Annotated in this window: 19 protein-coding genes; 10 read left to right on the top strand and 9 right to left on the bottom strand. The window is 42.8% G+C overall.

Annotated elements, in window-relative coordinates; all coding sequences use genetic code 11:
• Positions 1–8 precede the first annotated feature (8 nt).
• The 5 genes from FGL37_RS03460 to FGL37_RS03440 form a co-directional block, all read right to left on the bottom strand.
• Positions 9–953 (bottom strand): M20/M25/M40 family metallo-hydrolase, encoded by a 945-nt coding sequence (locus FGL37_RS03460; protein ID WP_028072602.1) that lies wholly within the window; start codon positions 951–953, stop codon positions 9–11.
• Between the two features lie 125 nt (positions 954–1078).
• Positions 1079–1729 carry a lipoprotein signal peptidase gene (locus FGL37_RS03455; RefSeq protein ID WP_028072603.1) on the bottom strand — a complete coding sequence of 217 codons (651 nt, stop codon included), beginning with the start codon at positions 1727–1729 and terminating at the stop codon, positions 1079–1081.
• Between the two features lie 53 nt (positions 1730–1782).
• On the bottom strand, positions 1783–2169 hold the full coding sequence (locus FGL37_RS03450; protein WP_028072604.1) for a TraR/DksA family transcriptional regulator: 387 nt from the start codon (positions 2167–2169) through the stop codon (positions 1783–1785).
• Between the two features lie 3 nt (positions 2170–2172).
• Positions 2173–5586: an isoleucine--tRNA ligase gene (gene ileS / locus FGL37_RS03445; protein ID WP_028072605.1), complete on the bottom strand. Its 3414-nt coding sequence runs from the start codon at positions 5584–5586 to the stop codon at positions 2173–2175.
• A 217-nt stretch (positions 5587–5803) separates the two neighbouring features.
• Positions 5804–6154, bottom strand: coding sequence for a HesB/IscA family protein (locus FGL37_RS03440; protein ID WP_028072606.1), 351 nt, complete (start codon positions 6152–6154; stop codon positions 5804–5806).
• Between the two features lie 288 nt (positions 6155–6442).
• Between FGL37_RS03440 and glyA the strand changes: the two genes are divergently transcribed.
• From glyA to purE, 8 genes are all read left to right on the top strand, one after another.
• On the top strand, positions 6443–7714 hold the full coding sequence (gene glyA, locus FGL37_RS03435) for a serine hydroxymethyltransferase (RefSeq protein WP_028072607.1): 1272 nt from the start codon (positions 6443–6445) through the stop codon (positions 7712–7714).
• Between the two features lie 420 nt (positions 7715–8134).
• Complete coding sequence (locus tag FGL37_RS03430; RefSeq protein ID WP_028072608.1) at positions 8135–8728, top strand: RNA polymerase sigma factor; 594 nt, start codon at positions 8135–8137, stop codon at positions 8726–8728.
• Positions 8729–9065: 337 nt separating this feature from the next.
• Positions 9066–9755 carry a zinc metallopeptidase gene (locus FGL37_RS03425; RefSeq protein WP_028072609.1) on the top strand — a complete coding sequence of 230 codons (690 nt, stop codon included), beginning with the start codon at positions 9066–9068 and terminating at the stop codon, positions 9753–9755.
• A 137-nt stretch (positions 9756–9892) separates the two neighbouring features.
• Positions 9893–11233, top strand: coding sequence for a signal recognition particle protein (gene ffh / locus FGL37_RS03420; RefSeq protein ID WP_028072610.1), 1341 nt, complete (start codon positions 9893–9895; stop codon positions 11231–11233).
• A 137-nt stretch (positions 11234–11370) separates the two neighbouring features.
• Entirely contained in the window at positions 11371–11955 is a 585-nt protein-coding gene (locus tag FGL37_RS03415) for an NADH-quinone oxidoreductase subunit A (protein WP_028072611.1), read from the top strand.
• A gap of 2 nt (positions 11956–11957) precedes the next feature.
• Positions 11958–12461, top strand: a complete 504-nt coding sequence (locus FGL37_RS03410) for an NADH-quinone oxidoreductase subunit B (RefSeq protein ID WP_028072612.1) — start codon at positions 11958–11960, stop codon at positions 12459–12461.
• A 32-nt stretch (positions 12462–12493) separates the two neighbouring features.
• Positions 12494–13636, top strand: a complete 1143-nt coding sequence (locus tag FGL37_RS03405) for a 5-(carboxyamino)imidazole ribonucleotide synthase (protein ID WP_028072613.1) — start codon at positions 12494–12496, stop codon at positions 13634–13636.
• Positions 13637–13644: 8 nt separating this feature from the next.
• On the top strand, positions 13645–14154 hold the full coding sequence (gene purE, locus FGL37_RS03400; RefSeq protein ID WP_028072614.1) for a 5-(carboxyamino)imidazole ribonucleotide mutase: 510 nt from the start codon (positions 13645–13647) through the stop codon (positions 14152–14154).
• Positions 14155–14196: 42 nt separating this feature from the next.
• Here the strand turns inward: purE and FGL37_RS03395 are convergent, their stop codons facing one another.
• From FGL37_RS03395 to bshA, 4 genes are all read right to left on the bottom strand, one after another.
• Positions 14197–15180 carry a sugar phosphate isomerase/epimerase family protein gene (locus tag FGL37_RS03395; RefSeq protein ID WP_232048624.1) on the bottom strand — a complete coding sequence of 328 codons (984 nt, stop codon included), beginning with the start codon at positions 15178–15180 and terminating at the stop codon, positions 14197–14199.
• Between the two features lie 156 nt (positions 15181–15336).
• Positions 15337–15900: a ribosome recycling factor gene (gene frr, locus FGL37_RS03390; protein ID WP_028072616.1), complete on the bottom strand. Its 564-nt coding sequence runs from the start codon at positions 15898–15900 to the stop codon at positions 15337–15339.
• Between the two features lie 28 nt (positions 15901–15928).
• Positions 15929–16633 (bottom strand): UMP kinase, encoded by a 705-nt coding sequence (gene pyrH / locus FGL37_RS03385; RefSeq protein ID WP_028072617.1) that lies wholly within the window; start codon positions 16631–16633, stop codon positions 15929–15931.
• Positions 16634–16707: 74 nt separating this feature from the next.
• Positions 16708–17850 (bottom strand): N-acetyl-alpha-D-glucosaminyl L-malate synthase BshA, encoded by a 1143-nt coding sequence (bshA, locus tag FGL37_RS03380; RefSeq protein ID WP_028072618.1) that lies wholly within the window; start codon positions 17848–17850, stop codon positions 16708–16710.
• Between the two features lie 244 nt (positions 17851–18094).
• Between bshA and FGL37_RS03375 the strand changes: the two genes are divergently transcribed.
• Positions 18095–18814, top strand: a complete 720-nt coding sequence (locus tag FGL37_RS03375) for a DUF1003 domain-containing protein (protein WP_028072619.1) — start codon at positions 18095–18097, stop codon at positions 18812–18814.
• Positions 18811–19215: an alternative ribosome rescue aminoacyl-tRNA hydrolase ArfB gene (gene arfB, locus FGL37_RS03370; protein ID WP_028072620.1), complete on the top strand. Its 405-nt coding sequence runs from the start codon at positions 18811–18813 to the stop codon at positions 19213–19215. Before FGL37_RS03375 ends, arfB begins: the two co-directional genes overlap by 4 nt.
• The last annotated feature ends 139 nt before the right edge of the window (positions 19216–19354 follow it).

The raw sequence follows: 19354 nt of genomic DNA, 5'->3' as shown, positions 1-19354 counted from the left end.
AAGTTGCTTTAGTTGGTCCAGATAAAATCCATTTTGGCGGATTGTTTCATGATATTGTTAATCACATCCTTTTCCAGATCGAGAATGGCCTTTAATGCTTCATAATCAATCTTTTCCGCGTCATCCGTCGGCATATGATAGTCGGGGTGGCCTCCGGTGTGGAAAAATAAAACCGGGATATTCTTTTTGTAAAAAGAAGTTTGGTCCGAACCACCATTACCATCTTTGCTTAGATTGAATTTAATCGGCGCCTGAATATCATTGAATATGGTCGGCCATTGGCTGCTCGTGCCATAGCCGATGACAGCAAGGCCATTGGCGGGATTGTACCGCCCGATCATATCCATATTGAGCATTGCTGTGATTTTTTCCAGCGGAAGGGTAGGGTGTTCGGTAAAGTATTTAGACCCGACCAAACCCAGTTCTTCAGCCCCGAATGCGATAAACAATAGATTATAAGGTTCCTTTACATTATTGCTGCTAAAATAACGGGCTAGTTCTAGCAAACCTGCTGTACCTGAAGCGTTATCATCAGCGCCGTTATGTATTTTTCCTACACCTAGAGAATCTTTCGAACTGCCTTGACCACCCATGCCCAAATGGTCATAATGCGCACCTACAACAATTGTCAGCTCGGCTCCATTGTCAAGATAGCCAATAATATTATCGGCATTGCGGATGCTGTCCGCGACTTTCACCTTCCAAACCTTCGCTTTGAAAGACTGGCGGTAACCTTTTTCTCCTCTTGGCTGCAATTTATATTTCTTAAATTCCTTTTCAATATAATCTGCTGCTTTAAATACCTCTTTGCTACCTGTACCCCTGCCTTTCATCTTATCATCGGCCAGGTAATAAATATGCTTTTTTAAATTCGGGATTTCAATCTGCTGTGCATGCACCGACTTGAATAGGATAAAGCAGCAGATGCTTAGGAACATACTTATGTTTTTCATTTTTTTGATTTGATATTTAGTAGATAGACTTGCACTTGTACGCCTGCGACCGAGCCTGTGTACTACATTACGTAAGAAAAAAGAAAAGCCTTGAGATTAACAAGGCTTTTATAAGATCGTAATCGTTAATCTTCGACGATTTCACTATGAATACTTGGTTTCTCTTCTTTTTCTGTTTTGAAATACCGCTTTTGGAACAAAAGGATCAGCACTACGCCTACCGATATAGCGGAATCTGCCACGTTAAACACTGGCCTAAAGAACAGAAACTCTTCGCCGCCCCAGAAAGGAACCCATGTCGGGAAGGTACCTTCAATTAGTGGAAAGTAAAGCATATCCACAACCTTTCCATGAAGAAAGGAGGAATAACCACCTCCGGCTGGGAACAAGGTGGCTTTATCGTACCAGGTACTTTCACTAAAAATGACCCCATAGAAAGCCGAATCGATAATGTTGCCCAAAGCGCCAGCAAGAATGAGCGCGACATTTAAGATAAAGCCGCGGTTATACTTATTCTTGATCATATAGTGCAGTCCATATCCGATACCGGCTACGGCTAATATCCGGAATACGGTTAGAAAAAGTTTTCCATAGTCACCTCCAAATTCCATTCCATAGGCCATCCCATTGTTCTCAATGAAATGGATCTGGAAGAATTTGCCCAGAATATGATGGCTCTGCCCAATTGTCATTGAGAGTTTGACCCATATTTTTGACAGCTGGTCGATTAAAAGAATCGCGACAATCAGTGCGACTGGTTTCGTATAACCCTTCATTGTGTTATAAAAATGGTCTTTGCCTAAGCAAAGACCATATGATTTTTATCAAATTAATATTGTTTGTTTTTCGCTTCGATGCTCAACGTTGTGTGTGGAACAGCTTTTAAACGCTCTTTTTGAATCAGTTTTCCTGTTTCTCTGCAGATACCATAAGTCTTGTTCTCGATGCGTACCAATGCCGCCTCAAGGTTGTCAATAAACTTCTTCTGACGTGCAGCCAGCTGATTGGTCTGTTCTTTTTCCAAGGTTGCGGACCCGTCTTCCAACGTTTTGTAAGTACCTGCGGTATCGTCTGTGCCATTCGCATTGCTGTTGTTGAGCGTTGCGGTCAACGAGGAAAGCTCTTCTTTTGCTATTCTAAGCTTGTCCAAGATAATCTCTTTAAATTCTTGTAATTCTGAATCGCTATAGCGTGTTTTCTCGTTGTTGTTTGCCATAATTTAATTTTTTTGGATTAATGCCTTAAGTTCTTTGCCATCGATTTCGATGGTCTCTCCTTCAGTTAGTGAATCTTCAAATACCAATGTATCGGCTAGAATTTCGGTGCAAATATACGATAAATTTTCGTTGGCTGCATCTGTCACTTCGGGCACCATTGTTAACTTTACATGAATTCTATCTGTGACTTCAAACCCTTTTTCTTTCCTCAGATTTTGCAGGCGGTTGATCAGCTCACGCGATAAACCTTCTTTCTTCAATTCTTCGGTGATATGAATATCTAATGCTACGGTCAACTTACCCAAGTTTGCTACCTGCCATCCTTCCACATCTTCTGCTATGATTTCTACATCGCTCAATAAGATCGTATACGGCGTGTCCGCTAAAGCTAACTCGCCAGTTGATTCCAATGTGCTTATTTGATCTGCCGTCAACGATTGGATAGATGAAGAGACTAACTTCATATCCTTACCAACTTTCGCGCCAAGAGCTTTAAAATTCGGTTTTATTTTTTTCTTAATGATACCTGTGGTGTCGGAAATAAACTCGATATCTTTAATATTTGTTTCAGAAAGTATCAAATCTTTTACTTTTTCAACTTTCTCCTGAAAGGCACTGTCGAGGACCGGAACAAGAATTTTGTTTAACGGCTGACGTACATTGATTGATGTTTTCTTCCGTAAAGACAATGTCAGGGACGAAATGTCCTGGGCCAGCGCCATGCGTTCTTCGAGATCCTTGTCTACTAAAGCTTCGTTGTATACTGGGAAGTTGGATAGGTGAACAGATTCGACCTGCTCTTTGCCTGTCGCTGCATTTAGATCCAAAAATAGCCTGTCAGAAAAGAATGGTGATATCGGTGACATCAACTTCGCGATGGTATCAAGACAGGTATAAAGCGTCTGGTATGCAGAGATTTTATCTTCGCTATATTCGCCTTTCCAGAAACGACGGCGGCAGAGACGAACATACCAGTTGCTTAGATGTTCGTCAACAAAATTCTGGATCGCCCTGGCAGCTTTGGTAGGCTCGTAGTCCGCGAGGTATTCATCCACCTCTTTGGTTAGTGAATTTAATAAGGAGATAATCCAGCGGTCGATCTCGGGACGATTCTCTAAGGCAATATCTGGTTCGGTGTAAGCGAATTTATCGATGTTGGCATAGAGTGCGAAAAATGCATATGTATTATATAAGGTACCGAAAAACTTACGGCGCACTTCGTCCAGGCCTTCCATGTTGAACTTCAAATTATCCCATGGTGCAGCATTGCTGATCATATACCAGCGCGTTGCATCCGCACTATACTGATCGATCGTTGCAAATGGATCTACGCCATTCCCCAGACGTTTGGACATTTTGTTGCCATTCTTGTCGAGCACCAGACCATTGGAAACAACGTTTTTGAAAGAAACCGATTTGTACATCATGGTCGATATCGCGTGGAGGGTAAAAAACCAACCACGTGTCTGGTCAACTCCCTCAGCGATAAAATCTGCTGGATAAGCGTGGTCAAATCCTGCTTTAAAAGGAAACTCCTCGCCTTTGGCCAGTTTCTCGTGATCCAGACCCCATTGCGCATACGGCATTGCGCCTGAATCAAACCAAACGTCAATTAGATCCGGTTCGCGGAATAATTTTTGGCCAGCATCCGAAACCAGAATAATATCGTCAACATAAGGGCGGTGCAGATCCAGATGTTCGGTATCGAACTTATCCAGATATGCTTTATTTTTTGCTTTCTCTTCCTCCGATAACACATCCGAAGTCAGGGAAGCTTCTAATAGCGATCTAAGCTCGGGCAGTGAACCGACACAGATTTCTTCATTTTCGTCTTCCGAACGCCAGATCGGCAACGGAGTCCCCCAATAACGCGAGCGGGAGAGGTTCCAGTCCACCAGGTTTTCCAGCCAATTGCCAAAACGGCCGGTCCCTGTAGCTTCAGGCTTCCAGTTGATCGTTTTATTTAATGCCACCAGATCTTCTTTTACGGCGGTCGTACGGATAAACCAGCTATCTAACGGATAATAAAGTACAGGCTTGTCGGTACGCCAGCAATGTGGGTATGTGTGTTCATATTTCTTCACATCAAAAGCCTTGTTGTCTTCCTTCAGCTTGATCGAAATAAGGACATCGGTGGGTTTAAAATCCTCCTTTGCGCGCTCTTCTGCACTGTAATATTCTTCTTTGACAAAGCGTCCTGCAAAGTCGGTAATTTCCTTCACAAAACGGCCGGTACGGTCTACGGTTGGGACATCTTTACCATTTTCGTCTTTCACCAAAATCCCCGGTACACCATGTTCTTTGGCTACTCTAAAGTCATCAGCACCATAAGTAGGTGCCGCGTGAACGATACCTGTTCCGTCTTCGGTGGTCACAAAATCCCCCGGAATGACACGGAACGCATTTTTTTGCAGATCTTCATTGGTAATGTATGGCAGCAATTGTTCGTAACGCAAACCGACTAGTTCTTCACCAACAAACTCAGCGGCTACTTCCCAGGGGATGATTTTGTCGCCCAGTTTATAGTCCTGGAAGGACGCATTTTCGCCTTCGGCTTTAAAATGTTTGCTGATAAGATCCTTTGCCAATATCACGGATACAGGTGCTCCGGTATACTTATTGAAGGTCCTGACTTTTACGTAGTTTATTTTCTTGCCTACGACCAGTGCCGTATTAGAAGGCAGGGTCCATGGGGTGGTTGTCCAGGCGATGAATGCGACATCCTCGTCTTCATCATCGACCAACTTTCCGATCGCTGGATGGAGCTGCGACTTGATCAGTCTAAATTCCGCAACGATCGTCGTGTCTTTGACGTCTTTGTAAGTACCCGGTTGGTTAAGTTCATGAGAACTTAAGCCGGTGCCGGCAGCAGGCGAATACGGCTGAATAGTATAGCCCTTGTACAAAAGCCCTTTTTTATACAGTTCTTTTAGCAGATACCACAAGGTTTCGATATACTCATTTTTATAAGTGATATACGGATGCTCAAGATCGACCCAGTAACCCATTTTTGTGGTCAGGTCATTCCATACATCTGTATATTTCATGACTTCCTTGCGGCAGGCACTGTTATATTCTTCTACTGTAATCTTTTTGCCGATATCTTCCTTGGTAATGCCGAGAGCCTTTTCCACAGCCAGCTCAATCGGTAGACCATGGGTATCCCAACCTCCCTTGCGTTTTACCTGGTAGCCTTTCAATGTTTTGTAACGACAGAAAATATCTTTGATGGTACGCGCCATCACGTGGTGGATGCCCGGCATTCCATTTGCAGAAGGCGGGCCTTCATAAAATGTATAGGATTTGCTTTCGGGGCGATTATGGATACTTTTTTCGAATATTTTTTCCTGTTCCCAACGGGTCAAAATCTCTTTGCCGATTTCTGGCAAATTTAACTGCTTATATTCTTTGTACATCAGACTCTTGTATGCTTCTTTTCTAAAGGTCGCTAATTTAGTGATTTATGATGGAAAAAGAAAGAGGCCTTTGTTGCGCTAATATCATTAAATGGCAGTGAAGATCATTTTTCGAATGAAGGCTATGAATTATGTGAAGGATCAAAACAGCTAATGTTTGCAAAAAAAAAGACCGCTAAGTGCGGCCTCTTATTTGTTGAAACGGTATACGTCTTATTTAGGCAGAAAAGCTGCTTCCACAGCCGCAGGTACTTGTCGCGTTGGGGTTGTTAAATGTAAATCCTCTCGCGTCGAGTCCTGATCTGAAATCAATTTCCATGCCCGCTAAATATAAGCCATGAGCTTTATTCATGAAGATTCGAATACCTTCGATCTCATACTCGTTGTCTCCGTCTTTTTTCTGGTCAAAGCCAAGAACATAATTCATGCCGGAGCAACCACCGCCTTCTACGCCCACACGTAGGCCAAAATCATCAGAAATTTCTTGTTGATCCTTTAATTTATGGAGTTCCTTGATTGCGCCCGGCGTTAAGGAGATCGGAGCAATTGCTGTCTGTTCTGTACTCATCTTGATCATTGTTTTAGCCAATTCATAACAAAAATACATATTTTTTATGGCAATTGGTTGTATAAGAATTTTTTGACATTTTCAAAACATTCGTTCTAACCCTGTTCATGAAGCTGTTGCTATATTTTCCGGGAGATATACAGCTGATTAGCCGATTCGCATCAATATGGGGGTTTTCATTGAGAACATTTAATAAAATATGGGTTTTTGTCGATATTCTTTATGGAATATGCTATCTTTGAGGCATTAAAATAAAATACAAAATTTACTTTACAACATTTAAAAACAATGGAAAGAGATCAAGCCATTTTTAATTTGATAGCTGATGAGCTGAAACGCCAAGAGGAGGGTATTGAATTAATTGCTTCTGAAAACTTTGTGTCAAAGCAAGTGATGGAAGCTGCTGGTTCAGTGTTGACAAATAAATATGCAGAAGGCCTGCCAGGAAAGCGCTATTATGGTGGCTGTGAAGTTGTGGATGAGATTGAGAGTATTGCGATCGACCGTGCAAAACAGCTTTTCGGCGCTGAATGGGTAAACGTGCAGCCTCACTCTGGCGCTCAGGCGAATGCTGCTGTATTTTTGGCGACTATCAAACCGGGCGATAAAATCCTGGGCCTTGATCTATCTCATGGAGGTCACCTGACACATGGTTCTCCCGCAAATCTTTCCGGGAAGATCTACCAGCCATTATTTTATGGTGTAAAAGAAGATACAGGTTTGATCGATTACGAGCAGCTGGAAGAAACTGCCCTTCGTGAAAAACCGAAAATGATCATTTGTGGTGCTTCGGCTTATTCGCGTGACTGGGACTATGCGCGCATCCGTAAAGTTGCCGATGAGGTCGGTGCGATCTTAATGGCAGATATTTCTCACCCTGCGGGTTTGATCGCGCGTGGCTTATTGAACGATCCGCTTCCGCATTGTCACATCGTCACGACCACCACGCACAAAACGTTGCGCGGTCCACGTGGTGGTATGATCATGGTCGGTAAGGACTTCGAAAACCCATGGGGCATCAAAACACCAAAAGGTGAAATCCGCACAATGACCCAATTGCTGGATTTAGCGGTTTTCCCAGGTACTCAGGGCGGACCTCTGGAGCATACCATCGCTGCAAAAGCTATTGCTTATGGCGAAGCGCTATCGGACGACTATATGGAGTATATTGTTCAGGTGAAGAAAAATGCCGCGGCTTTAGCGAAGTTTTTCGTAGACAGAGATTATAAAATTATCTCTGGTGGTACTGACAATCACCTGATGCTAGTCGATTTGCGGAACAAAGATATTTCAGGTAAAGAAGCAGAAGCGGTGTTGGGTAAAGCGGGTATCACCACCAACAAGAATATGGTACCTTTCGATACACGTTCACCGTTCGTGACCTCAGGTGTTCGTTTTGGTACGGCTGCGATTACAACACGCGGTATCAAAGAAAATGAAATTGTTCAGATCGGTGAGCTGATTGATGAAGCACTGAAAAATGCTTCGGATGACGCTGCATTGGATAAAATCCATGGTAAGGTAAAAGCGATGATGGCGCAGTTTCCGTTATATAAATAAATATTTATTATATCAGATACATAGCAGCGGAGTCGCCGAACAGGAGACTCCGCTTTTTTTTTGCCTGCTGGGACCTTATCGTGTAAGGTGTTGATAAGTATATGTACTGGAACGGGAGAAAACAGTACTAGATTTATCGATAAAGTAAACGGGCAGGAGGGGGCACAAGATGAATCGCGAGAATAGTCATCATCAGCTGTGGTTATCTGGGGGTTGATGATCGGTGGAAGAATGGACTGTAAATGTTAAAAAATCTTAAAATAAAATGTAAAAATTTGATTACTCAATAATTTTACGGTAATTTGGAATAACATTAATTGATTGTTTTACAATAAGAAAGGATAACTATACGACAAACATTTACATTTTAAAACAGAACTGATAATTTTATTTGCGAACTGCTAAAAAAGTAAGTGACGTATGAGACTTTTGAAAAGTAAGAGTGATCAAGAATTGATCCAAATGTATGTCGATGGCCATGAGTCCGGCCTTGAGGCATTGTTGAATCGTTATAAATCGAAAATTTATACCTCTATATATATGAAAGTGAAAGACGAATATCTTGCTGAAGATATTTTCCAGGAGACTTTCATCAAAATCATCAACACATTAAAATCCGGTAAATATAATGAAGAAGGGAAATTTCTGCCATGGGCTATACGTATTGCTCATAACATGATTGTTGACTTCTTCAGGAAAGCAAAGCGCGCCCCCAGTATTGTTAATGCGGACGGCTTTGATATCTTTGAGGTACTTGAATTCAGCGATGAGAGCACCGAGTCAAAGATGCTGAAACAACAGGTGGATGTGGATCTGAAGAAGATGATCCAGAAGCTGCCGGATGACCAGAAGGAAGTTCTAATCATGCGTCATTTCTGTGACATGAGCTTCAAGGATATAGCCGAAATCACCGAGGTGAGTATCAATACGGCTCTGGGCAGGATGCGCTATGCGCTGAGCAACCTGCGAAAAATGATCGAGGGAACCGATCTTACTCTGCAGATGGGTTATTAAGAATACCATAAGGAAGGTGCATATCATGCACTTTCCTTCTACACACCTCTGGTGTTTGCTGCTGACCAGCCGCAGTTTCCTAAGCCATATTTCTACTGTTGACACCGGGTTCTTCCATATGAAGTATCAATATTCTGTATAAAAGCTAGTATAAGATCGCCATATTCCGTAAATTTATAATGTTAAAATGTCATCTCAGCATGCGCCGAGGGGTGGTTTTGACCGCTTTTTTGCGCCGAGTGCAGGTCGGAAGAGCTAAATTGTCAGGAATGTACGTCGTGGAACGTACTTTGATGTATAAAGGTGTACTTGATATAAAAAAATATAATTAGAAACTATGTACTGGATTTTATTTATTGGAATCATGGTAGTGAGCCTGATCGTCCAAACAAGATTTAGAAACAAATTTAAAAAGTATTCTGAGATGCCGTTATCCAACGGTATGTCGGGTGCTGAAATAGCACAAAAGATGCTTCATGATAATGGTATATATGATGTGCAGGTGTTGTCTATTCCAGACCGTCTTGGCGATCATTATAATCCTTCAGACAAAACGGTGAACCTTAGTCCGGAGGTGTATAGCGGGCGTAGTGTAGCTGCGGCAGCAGTAGCAGCCCACGAATGCGGGCACGCAGTGCAACATGCAAAAGCTTACAAATGGCTGGGTTTTCGTTCGGCGATGGTACCCATGGTCAACGTTGCATCTAAGCTGACTTCATGGGTGTTGATGATCGGTGTGATGCTGTTTGCTTTTGGGGGCAATCCCTGGTTACTCGCGGTGGGAGTCGGTGCGCTGGCCATTACAACCATATTTTCATTTATCACCCTACCGGTGGAATTTGATGCATCCAATCGCGCTTTGGCCTGGTTGAATCATGCCGGCGTTACATACAATGGTGAGGAACATGAAGGTGCCAAAGACGCTTTAAAATGGGCTGCAATGACTTATGTGGTCGCTGCGCTAAGTGCATTGGTAACCCTGTTGTACTATGCTTCTATTTTGTTTGGTGGCCGCAGAAGTGACTAAGTGTTGGGGACATTCACTTATAAGGTGTGAAAAAATGCGATTATTTTGAATAGTCGCATTTTTTATAGGGTGTTAATGAGGTTACTACAGACAATTTTTTTAACTTTGCTGTTTATATAGAATAAGACTAAGATTTTATGTTTTCAAATCTTCAAGATAAGCTAGATAGGGCCTTTAAGGTATTAAAAGGACAGGGTAGTATTACCGAGATCAACGTTGCTGAAACGATGAAAGAAATTCGCAAAGCATTGTTGGATGCCGACGTGAATTATAAAACTGCCAAAACTTTTACGGATGATGTAAAACAGAAAGCTTTAGGTCAAAATGTATTGACCAGTATTTCTCCCGGGCAATTGCTGACAAAAATCATGAATGATGAGCTGACAGAACTGATGGGGGGATCTGTTACAGAGCTGGAAACCGGAAAAAATCCGACCGTTATTCTGATTGCAGGATTGAACGGTGCAGGTAAGACTACGTTTTCTGGTAAATTGGCATTGTACCTGAAAGATAAGAAAAATAAAAAGCCCTTGCTGGTTGCTGGCGACGTATATCGTCCTGCTGCGATCGATCAGCTGGAAGTTTTAGCTGAACAGGTTGGTGTCCCAGTATATGTGAATAGGGAATCCACTGATCCGATTGCTATTGCTAAAGCTGGTGTAGAGGAAGCGAAACGAAATGGCAATAATATTGTCATTATCGATACGGCAGGTCGTTTGGCGGTTGATGAACCATTGATGGTGGAAATTACTGCTGTCAAAGAAGCGACAAAGCCAGATGAGATTCTGTTTGTTGTCGACTCCATGACCGGTCAGGATGCTGTCAATACTGCCAAGACGTTCAATGACCGTCTGGATTTTACCGGGGTAGTCTTGACTAAGCTGGACGGTGATACTCGTGGTGGTGCGGCTTTATCCATTAAATCTGTCGTCAATAAGCCGATAAAGTTTATCGGTACAGGCGAGAAAATGGATGCGCTGGATGTATTTCACCCTGACCGTATGGCATCCCGTATTTTGGGGATGGGTGACGTTGTATCCTTGGTAGAACGCGCGCAGCAGCAATTTGACGAAAAACAAGCAGCTGAACTTCAGAAGAAGATCCGCAAAAATAAATTTGATTTTAACGATTTTAAATCTCAGATACAGCAGATCAAAAAGATGGGTAACATGAAGGATCTGATGGGTATGATCCCTGGAGTGGGCAAAGCGATGAAGGATATTGAGGTGGACGACAATGCATTTAAGCCTATTGAAGCCATTATTGATTCCATGACACCTTTTGAACGCGAGAATCCGGATGTCATCGATCAAAAGCGTCGTATGCGGATTGCCAAAGGATCGGGTACAGATATCAATGAGGTAAACAAGTTGCTGAAGCAATTTGGTGATATGCGCAAAGTGATGAAACAGATGTCAAATCCGGCGATGGCGGCTAAGCTAATGCGCAATATGCCTAAAATGCCCGGACGCATGTAAAACATGTAAAAGCAACAAAACTACCATTTCAGTAGGGCATTGTATCATGATATAATGCCCTATTTTTCTGATAAATATTTCGTAATTTCAAGTTCCTCACTCGAGTAAAGGAAATAATTGTTAAATTTGTATTCATTATGGATGACCCCGCGCAATTATCGGAATACGGCAAAATCCTTATCATTCTATTGGTAGGGGCGCTGTTAGTCTGTGCGACCATTTTTCTAGCACGCCTAATCTCTCCAAAAAAAAATAATCCCATCAAATCCGGTACTTATGAATGCGGTGAAGAACCCATTGGATCGTCCTGGGTACAGTTTAACCCGAGATTTTATGTCATTGCGCTTGTTTTTCTGCTCTTTGATGTGGAGCTTATTTTTATTTTTCCGTGGGCAACTGTATTTGGTCAGTCAGATTATATCGCTGCAGATGGACGCTGGGGGTGGTTTACGTTGGTTGAAATGGCCATGTTTATTGGGATTTTGGTTCTCGGACTAGTGTTTGTCTGGAAAAAAGGAGATCTGGAGTGGGTAAAGCCACAGGTATCCTTACCCAAAGTCCGCGTTGGTATTCCTCAAAGTGCCTATGATGCTTTAAATAAGATGGAATATGCGGTAAAGGATCTTGCGCAGGCGGATGCTGAATTGAATACGTCAGTGGGAGAAGAAATGATTGCCCGTCCAAAGGCTGCTTTTAAACCAAGATTTAAGAAACCGGAGTAAGCATGAGTTTAGATAGTCAATTACAAAATAACGGTGTCGTTGTAGCTAAGCTGGATGATCTACTTAACTGGGCACGACTTTCTTCGATGTGGCCCATGAGTTTTGGTATTGCCTGTTGTGCGATAGAAATGATGGGAGCAATGGCGTCGACTTATGATCTGGACCGAATGGGAGTTTTTCCACGGCCATCGCCACGGCAGTCAGATGTCATCATCATTGCTGGGACAGTAACCTTCAAAATGGCAGACCGCATCAAGAAGCTGTACGAACAGATGCCTGATCCAAAATATGTGATCTCCATGGGGTCCTGTTCCAACTGTGGGGGACCGTACTGGCAACATGGTTATCATGTCGTCAAGGGCGTCGACAAGGTTATTCCGGTGGATGTGTATGTACAGGGATGTCCACCACGGCCGGAAGCGCTGATCGGCGCATTTATTGAACTGCAGAAAAAGATAGATAAGGAGAGTTTGTTGGGGGAACAGCTGTTCAATCAACAAGCGTAGAAAAACAATAATAGAAGATTTTAGAATCAATTATGGCAAAAGATTTTTATGGTGAACTGCAATTAGGTATTCTAGGCGGCGGACAGCTGGGCAGGATGCTGATTCAGGAAGCCATTAATTACAATGTAAACGTTCATGTGCTGGACCCCGATAAGAATGCGCCCTGCCGCAAACTGTGCAACAAATTTGAATGTGGTTCATTGGGGGATTTTGAGACCGTCTACAATTTCGGTAAAGATCTGGATATGATCACTATTGAGATTGAAAAGGTGAATGTCGATGCGCTGGAAAAACTGGAGGAGGAAGGTGTGGTGGTGTATCCTCAGTCCCGTATCATTCGGTTGATTCAGGATAAGGGATTGCAGAAACAATTTTTCAAACAGAATGATATTCCGACCTCGGCATTTCAGCTGATATCAAATCGTGATAACCTTGTCAATACTTCATTGCGTCTACCGTATATCCAAAAGCTGCGTAAGGATGGTTACGATGGCAAAGGTGTCAAGAAGATCGTCACCGAGGCGGATATTCAGAACGCGTTCGAAGAGCCTAGTCTGATTGAAGAGTGGGTGGATTTCGAAAAAGAGATTGCCGTTATTGTCGCCCGCAATGACCGAGGTGATGTGTCTACATTTCCGATGGTGGAAATGGAGTTCAATCCTCAGGCAAATCTGGTGGAGTTTCTGATCGCTCCCTCGCTGTATGGTGTTGATGTACAGCAACGGGCGGAAGCGATTGCGAAAAAGATCGCTGAGGATCTGCAGATTGTGGGCTTATTGGCCGTTGAGATGTTTTTAACAAAAAATGGCGATATCCTGGTCAACGAGCTGGCACCGCGGCCACATAACAGCGGGCACCAGACGATTGAAGGAAATTATGTTTCTCAATTTGGACAGCATCTGAGAGCGATATTCAATCTGCCATTGGGGGATACCAGATGCCGGACCAATGCGGTGATGATCAACCTTCTGGGTGAAGAAGGGTATGAGGGCCTTGCTAAATATGATGGTGTGGAGGAAGCGCTGGCGATTGAGGGAGTCTATATCCATCTCTATGGCAAGAAGTATACGAAGCCGTTCCGTAAGATGGGGCATGTTTGCATTATTAATGATGATCGCGAGAAGGCCATTTCGAATGCGAGAAAAGTACAGGAAATATTAAAAGTTAAAGCTTAATTAAAACTATGTCAATCAATAATAAGGCCCAGGTAGGCATTATCATGGGAAGTAAATCTGATCTTCCGGTGATGCAGGATGCTATCGATGTCCTGAAAGTTCTTGGGGTAACATTCGAAGTGACGATTGTCTCTGCCCACCGTACACCGCAACGCATGTTTGATTATGCGCAGAATGCAGCGTCCCGCGGGCTGAAGGTAATTATTGCTGGCGCCGGTGGTGCTGCCCATTTACCAGGGATGGTGGCGTCGATTACGCATTTGCCAGTTATAGGAGTTCCTGTAAAGTCCTCTAATTCAATCGACGGCTGGGATTCTGTCCTGTCGATTCTCCAGATGCCCAATGGCATTCCGGTGGCGACCGTAGCTTTAAACGCAGCTAAAAATGCAGGCATATTGGCTGCACAGATATTGGCAACGCATGATGCGGAAATAAGCAAAAATATTATCGCTTTTAAAGAAGAATTGGCCCGTAAGGTCATCGAAACGGCGGTAGAAGTTGAAGATACGCAGTTCTAAACTTATCTACGAAATAAAACGGGGAGCTCAAAGCTCCCCGTTTTATTTCGTAAGATTGGCCTGAACATAATCATAGCTTTTTTTAAGACTTTCCATTTTATTGGGCATATAAATGTCGTCCTGTTCAACAAAAGCATATTTTAGTCCAGCTTTAGCCTTTTCCTGGACAATCTCAGGGAAGCTGATACTTCCGGTTCCAACCTCCGTATATCTGATGTCTTTGAAAATCTGTTCGACCGGTAGGTTACCATCTTTCGGCCATTCGATGGGATTTGATTTGGTTTTGTCCATGTCTTTGACGTGCCAGAGTTTAAACCGGTTTGGAAACTTTTCGAAGAGTGATATGGGGTTTTTCCCCGCTTTTTCGGCCCAAAAGAGATCGAGTTCAAAATCAACCAGTTCGGGCTCGGTAAAAGCGATCATGACCTCTTCGCCCATGGTGTTGTTGCCCAGATCCCTGAACTCCCAGAAGTGATTGTGATAAGCTACCTTTAATCCGAGCTTTTTGGCCTGTTCGCCCGCCTTATTGAGCTGTTCGGCCGCGTAAAGATAATCATCTTTTTTAAGCGCATTGAGATCAAACATCGGCGTTACAGGTGCTATCACATACTCTTGTCCAAGCTCTTTTGCTGCATCAAAATAGATCGACAGATCTTCCTTGTCGGTATGTGTTCTGCTTAAATATTTGGACATATCGTAGTGCCCGGAATAGGTTTTCAGCCCGTTATCATCCAGAATCTTTTTCAGCTCTTTGTACGGCAGCTTCCAGAATTGCTTGGCCGTGGGGTCAATGCCATAGAGTTCAACATGTTTGTAACCAATCTTGGCTATTTGCTCCAGAGACCCTTTAGGATCCTTATCCATTAGATCGCGGATCGAATACAATTGTACCCCGATATTTTGCAATGGATTGTCACTGACAGCTGCAGCTTTATTTTGACAAGCGATAAAGTTGGGCATCAGATAAGCTGCTGAAAGACCTATTCCAGCTTGCTTTAAAAAATGACGGCGAGAATTGTTCATCATATAACTGATTATTGTTAGTGTACAATGTACAATTATTTTGTAAAAAAACAATAAAACCTATCCGAATATTTTCCGAAAGGCAGGGCGGGGTAAGTTTAATGAATAAAAAAAGGCCTGAACACATCAGACCTTTTGTATTGCTTATGCACGGGCTGTTTACACCGTCATGATATCTTTTTCTTTCAGTTCAGCCAATTTGTCGACCTTTACGATAAATGCATCGGTCAATTTTTGTACTTCTCCCTCTGCAGATTTGATTTCGTCTTCCGAAGCACCGTCATTTTTCAATTTTTTAACGGATTCGTTGGTCTCCTTACGGATGTTACGAATAGCTACACGGCCTCTTTCAGTCTCTTCTTTTACTTTTTTCACGAGTTCGCGTCTTCTTTCTTCGGTAAGAGGGGGGACGTTCAAACGGATGACAATACCGTCGTTTTGCGGGTTGAGTCCCAAGTTGGCGTCTGTAATAGCTTTTTCAATTGCGTTGATGAGCGATTTTTCCCAAGGCTGGATGACAATTGTCCTTGCATCAGTTGTATTGATGTTGGCCACTTGAGAAAGTGGGGTGGCGCTACCATAATAATCGACTGAAATACCATCTAGCATAGACGGTGAAGCTTTACCGGCACGAATTTTTGTTAATTCTGATTCGGTGTAAGCAACTGCTTTGGACATCTTGTCTTTACAATCGTCCAATTCAATTGAAATTAGTTCGTTCATATAAGATTACGTTTTTTACAGATTTAATTTATTTTACAACAGTTCCGATATGTTCTCCATTGGCAAGTTTCAGCAAGTTGCCCGGCTTGTTCATGTCAAATACGATGATTGGTAAATTGTTCTCCTGGCACAATGTAAAGGCTGTCATATCCATGACATTTAGTCCTTTCTCATAGACCTCCGTGAATGATATTTCTTCGAATTTTGTCGCATTAGGGTCTTTTTCAGGATCTGCAGTATAGATGCCGTCTACGCGTGTACCTTTCAATACCGCATCGGCGTTGATTTCGATGGCGCGCAACGAAGCGGCTGTATCGGTCGTGAAATACGGGTTTCCAGTACCGGCACCGAAAATAACAATACGGCCTTTTTCGAGGTGACGTACCGCCCGTCTACGAATAAATGGTTCGCAGATCTGTTCCATTTTAATTGCTGTTAGCAAACGTGTCTTTTTTCCGACTTTTTCAAGGGCATCCTGCAGTGCCATGCTATTGATTACAGTGGCAAGCATGCCCATATAGTCAGCCTGAACACGGTCCATACCTGATTTCTCTGCACTTAAACCGCGGTAAATATTACCTCCACCGATAACAATTGCAATTTCTAAACCCTGATCGTGAATTTCTTTGATATCATTAGCGTATTGTGATACACGGTTAATATCGATACCATAGCTTTGGTCACCCATTAAGGATTCACCGCTAAGTTTTAATAAGATACGTTTGTATTTCATAATTGTTTTTTTGGAAATTTTCCAAAGGTCAAAGATAAAATATTTTTTTTATCCCTTACGCCCTAAAGTGATATTTATTGTGCTTTTGTTGTCTGGTTGATGACCTCCTGATAATAGTGCTCGTATAGTGGCATAATATTGGACAGCTGGAATTTTTTAGCATGATTTAGTGCTGCTTCCTTGAATTTTTCCAGCCGCTCATGATCTTCCAGGATGTAGATTGCATTTTTGGCCATATCATTGACATCTCCCACATCGCTGAGAAATCCAGTTACGCCATTTTCATTCAATTCGGGCAGTCCACCGGTGTTGGACGAGACCACGGGCACTTGGCAGGCCATCGCTTCCAGCGCGGCCAGCCCAAAACTTTCCGAACTGGAGGGCATCAGGAAGAGGTCTGAGACAGATAATATTTCTTCTACGGCATCCTGCTTGCCCAGAAAACGTACATCTGTGCAAACATCAAGCTCTCTGGACAGCTCTTCTGCGTTTCTACGTTCGGGACCATCGCCCACCATCAGCAGCTTGGATGGTATGACTTCGTTGACCTTTTTAAAGATCCGGATGACATCCTCTGTATTCTTTACTTTCCTAAAGTTGGATGTATGTACCAATATGCGTTCATTGCCCGGAGCGATCGCTTTTTTGAAATGCGATCGGTCTTTGTTGCTAAATCGGTCGAGATCGATGAAGTTGGGGATCACTTTGATATCACGGGAGATATCAAAATATTGGAGTGTCTGATCCTTGAGATTTTGCGAAACGGCCGTCACGCCATCCGACTGGTTGATGGAAAATGTAACCACAGGACTAAAGCTTTTGTCTTTACCGACCAAGGTAATATCTGTACCATGCAGTGTCGTCACAACGGGAATGTTTATCCCGTAGGTGGTTAACAATATCTGTTTTGCCATGAATGCTGCGGAAGCATGGGGGATAGCGTAATGTACGTGGATCAGATCGAGCTTCTCGAAACGTACGACGTCGACCAATTTGCTGGCGAGCGCTGACTCATAAGGCAAAAAGTCAAAAAGCGGATATTGGGAGACGGCGACTTCGTGGTAATAAAGGTTTTCGGAAAAGAAATCCAGGCGCGCGGGCTGCCGGTAGGTTATAAAATGGATCTCATGTCCGCTGGCTGCTAGCGCTTTCCCTAATTCGGTTGCTACAACGCCGCTGCCACCGAAGGTGGGATAACAAACAATTCCTATTTTCATCTATTTAGTTTTTAATGCCTGATCCATTATCTTTCAATGGGTCTGGGTGGCATGCCCTGTTATTATTCAATACTGTGTTGCCGAAAGGAGAATATCATGCCTTTGGCGGTTTTGAAATATCTAGTTTTTCGTGCCGCTAATTTCGGTTATTTATGCTTAAAATAACAAAAAGCAATTGCCATAGTTTTGTGAATTTTTTGCGTACTTAAAAAGCATTATCTTTAAGTAGACATTTAAGTGGTATATGGATTATTTCATCAGCGATATTTCTGGACAGCAGTTCCCTTTGGAACAGCGCTTGTCCGGGGCATCCATTAGGCAGCCTCTTTTTAAACTGATCAAAAAAGAGCATCCGGCTTTCGGCAAGGACAAGTACATGGCGATCTCCGAGCTCAACGAGTTCAAAGAAGCCTATATCACTGAATTTCTGAAGGATGAGTCCGGGCAGCTGAGTTTGCTGGACCAACAGGTTATACAGAGCTTTAGAAATAATAAAATGATCAGTGCTCGTCTTGATCGGGAAAAACCCGAATCCGTTTCTTTAGGTGAACGTGTTGCAGACAAAGTCGCTGAATTTGGAGGGAGCTGGACTTTTATTATTTCTTTCGTTGTATTTTTGCTGGTCTGGATCGGTTTGAACATTTATTGGCTAAATAATAAGGGGTTTGATCCCTATCCATTTATTTTGCTCAATTTGATTTTATCTTGTGTGGCTGCTCTACAGGCGCCGGTGATCATGATGAGCCAGAATAGACAGGAAGATAAAGACCGGGAACGTGCACGAAATGATTATATGGTCAACCTCAAAGCCGAACTTGAGATACGGGAACTACATGAAAAGATCGATCATTTGATCATCAGAAAAGAGCAGGAACTGATTGAAGTGCAACGTGAACAGGTGGAAAAACTGAGTTTTTTGCTGAGAAAAATGACAGAAATGGAAGCGGAATTTAAGAAAAGATGAATATAGAAGGAATAATAAGTGAACTGACGTTTAAGTTTTCGAGATCAGGAGGAGCTGGGGGACAGCATGTCAACAAGGTTTCGTCTAAAGTGCTGCTGCAATGGAACGTGAGGCAGTCTGCTAGCTTTTCGGAGGAAGAGAAGACTTTGATCATGATGAAACTTTCGAACCGCATCACTAAAGAGGGGATCTTGCAGCTGGAGTCTGATACAGACCGTTCGCAGCAGCGAAATAAGGAAATAGCCGTCGAACGCTTTGTGCGGCTACTGAAAGGTGCGCTCGTTACCGAAAAGGCACGAAAAAAGACTAAAATTCCCTATTCCAGTGTTTTAAAGAGACTGGACCGCAAGAAACAGCAATCCCAGCTGAAAGCCTCCCGGAGGAAAAAATTTGATGACTAATGGTGCTATAGAAGGCGTTAGTTGTAAATTAAATGACAATAAATCAGGGTATTGTGTTTTGAACTAAAATAATAGTTGTAAAACTAAATTTTTAGTTTTACAATTGTATTGTAATCGATTACAACAGTACTGTATTTAT

This window comes from Sphingobacterium thalpophilum (assembly GCF_901482695.1).
In the GTDB taxonomy this organism is placed as follows: domain Bacteria; phylum Bacteroidota; class Bacteroidia; order Sphingobacteriales; family Sphingobacteriaceae; genus Sphingobacterium; species Sphingobacterium thalpophilum.
This window is presented reverse-complemented; position numbering and strand designations above follow the sequence as displayed.

Bases quoted from the DNA above. Each gene is read 5' to 3' on its own strand.
- FGL37_RS03460 (WP_028072602.1), bottom strand. From the start codon at position 953: ATGAAAAACATAAGTATGTTCCTAAGCATCTGCTGCTTTATCCTATTC.
- FGL37_RS03455 (WP_028072603.1), bottom strand. From the start codon at position 1,729: ATGAAGGGTTATACGAAACCAGTCGCACTGATTGTCGCGATTCTTTTA.
- FGL37_RS03450 (WP_028072604.1), bottom strand. From the start codon at position 2,169: ATGGCAAACAACAACGAGAAAACACGCTATAGCGATTCAGAATTACAA.
- ileS (WP_028072605.1), bottom strand. From the start codon at position 5,586: ATGTACAAAGAATATAAGCAGTTAAATTTGCCAGAAATCGGCAAAGAG.
- FGL37_RS03440 (WP_028072606.1), bottom strand. From the start codon at position 6,154: ATGAGTACAGAACAGACAGCAATTGCTCCGATCTCCTTAACGCCGGGC.
- glyA (WP_028072607.1), top strand. From the start codon at position 6,443: ATGGAAAGAGATCAAGCCATTTTTAATTTGATAGCTGATGAGCTGAAA.
- FGL37_RS03430 (WP_028072608.1), top strand. From the start codon at position 8,135: ATGAGACTTTTGAAAAGTAAGAGTGATCAAGAATTGATCCAAATGTAT.
- FGL37_RS03425 (WP_028072609.1), top strand. From the start codon at position 9,066: ATGTACTGGATTTTATTTATTGGAATCATGGTAGTGAGCCTGATCGTC.
- ffh (WP_028072610.1), top strand. From the start codon at position 9,893: ATGTTTTCAAATCTTCAAGATAAGCTAGATAGGGCCTTTAAGGTATTA.
- FGL37_RS03415 (WP_028072611.1), top strand. From the start codon at position 11,371: ATGGATGACCCCGCGCAATTATCGGAATACGGCAAAATCCTTATCATT.
- FGL37_RS03410 (WP_028072612.1), top strand. From the start codon at position 11,958: ATGAGTTTAGATAGTCAATTACAAAATAACGGTGTCGTTGTAGCTAAG.
- FGL37_RS03405 (WP_028072613.1), top strand. From the start codon at position 12,494: ATGGCAAAAGATTTTTATGGTGAACTGCAATTAGGTATTCTAGGCGGC.
- purE (WP_028072614.1), top strand. From the start codon at position 13,645: ATGTCAATCAATAATAAGGCCCAGGTAGGCATTATCATGGGAAGTAAA.
- FGL37_RS03395 (WP_232048624.1), bottom strand. From the start codon at position 15,180: ATGATGAACAATTCTCGCCGTCATTTTTTAAAGCAAGCTGGAATAGGT.
- frr (WP_028072616.1), bottom strand. From the start codon at position 15,900: ATGAACGAACTAATTTCAATTGAATTGGACGATTGTAAAGACAAGATG.
- pyrH (WP_028072617.1), bottom strand. From the start codon at position 16,633: ATGAAATACAAACGTATCTTATTAAAACTTAGCGGTGAATCCTTAATG.
- bshA (WP_028072618.1), bottom strand. From the start codon at position 17,850: ATGAAAATAGGAATTGTTTGTTATCCCACCTTCGGTGGCAGCGGCGTT.
- FGL37_RS03375 (WP_028072619.1), top strand. From the start codon at position 18,095: ATGGATTATTTCATCAGCGATATTTCTGGACAGCAGTTCCCTTTGGAA.
- arfB (WP_028072620.1), top strand. From the start codon at position 18,811: ATGAATATAGAAGGAATAATAAGTGAACTGACGTTTAAGTTTTCGAGA.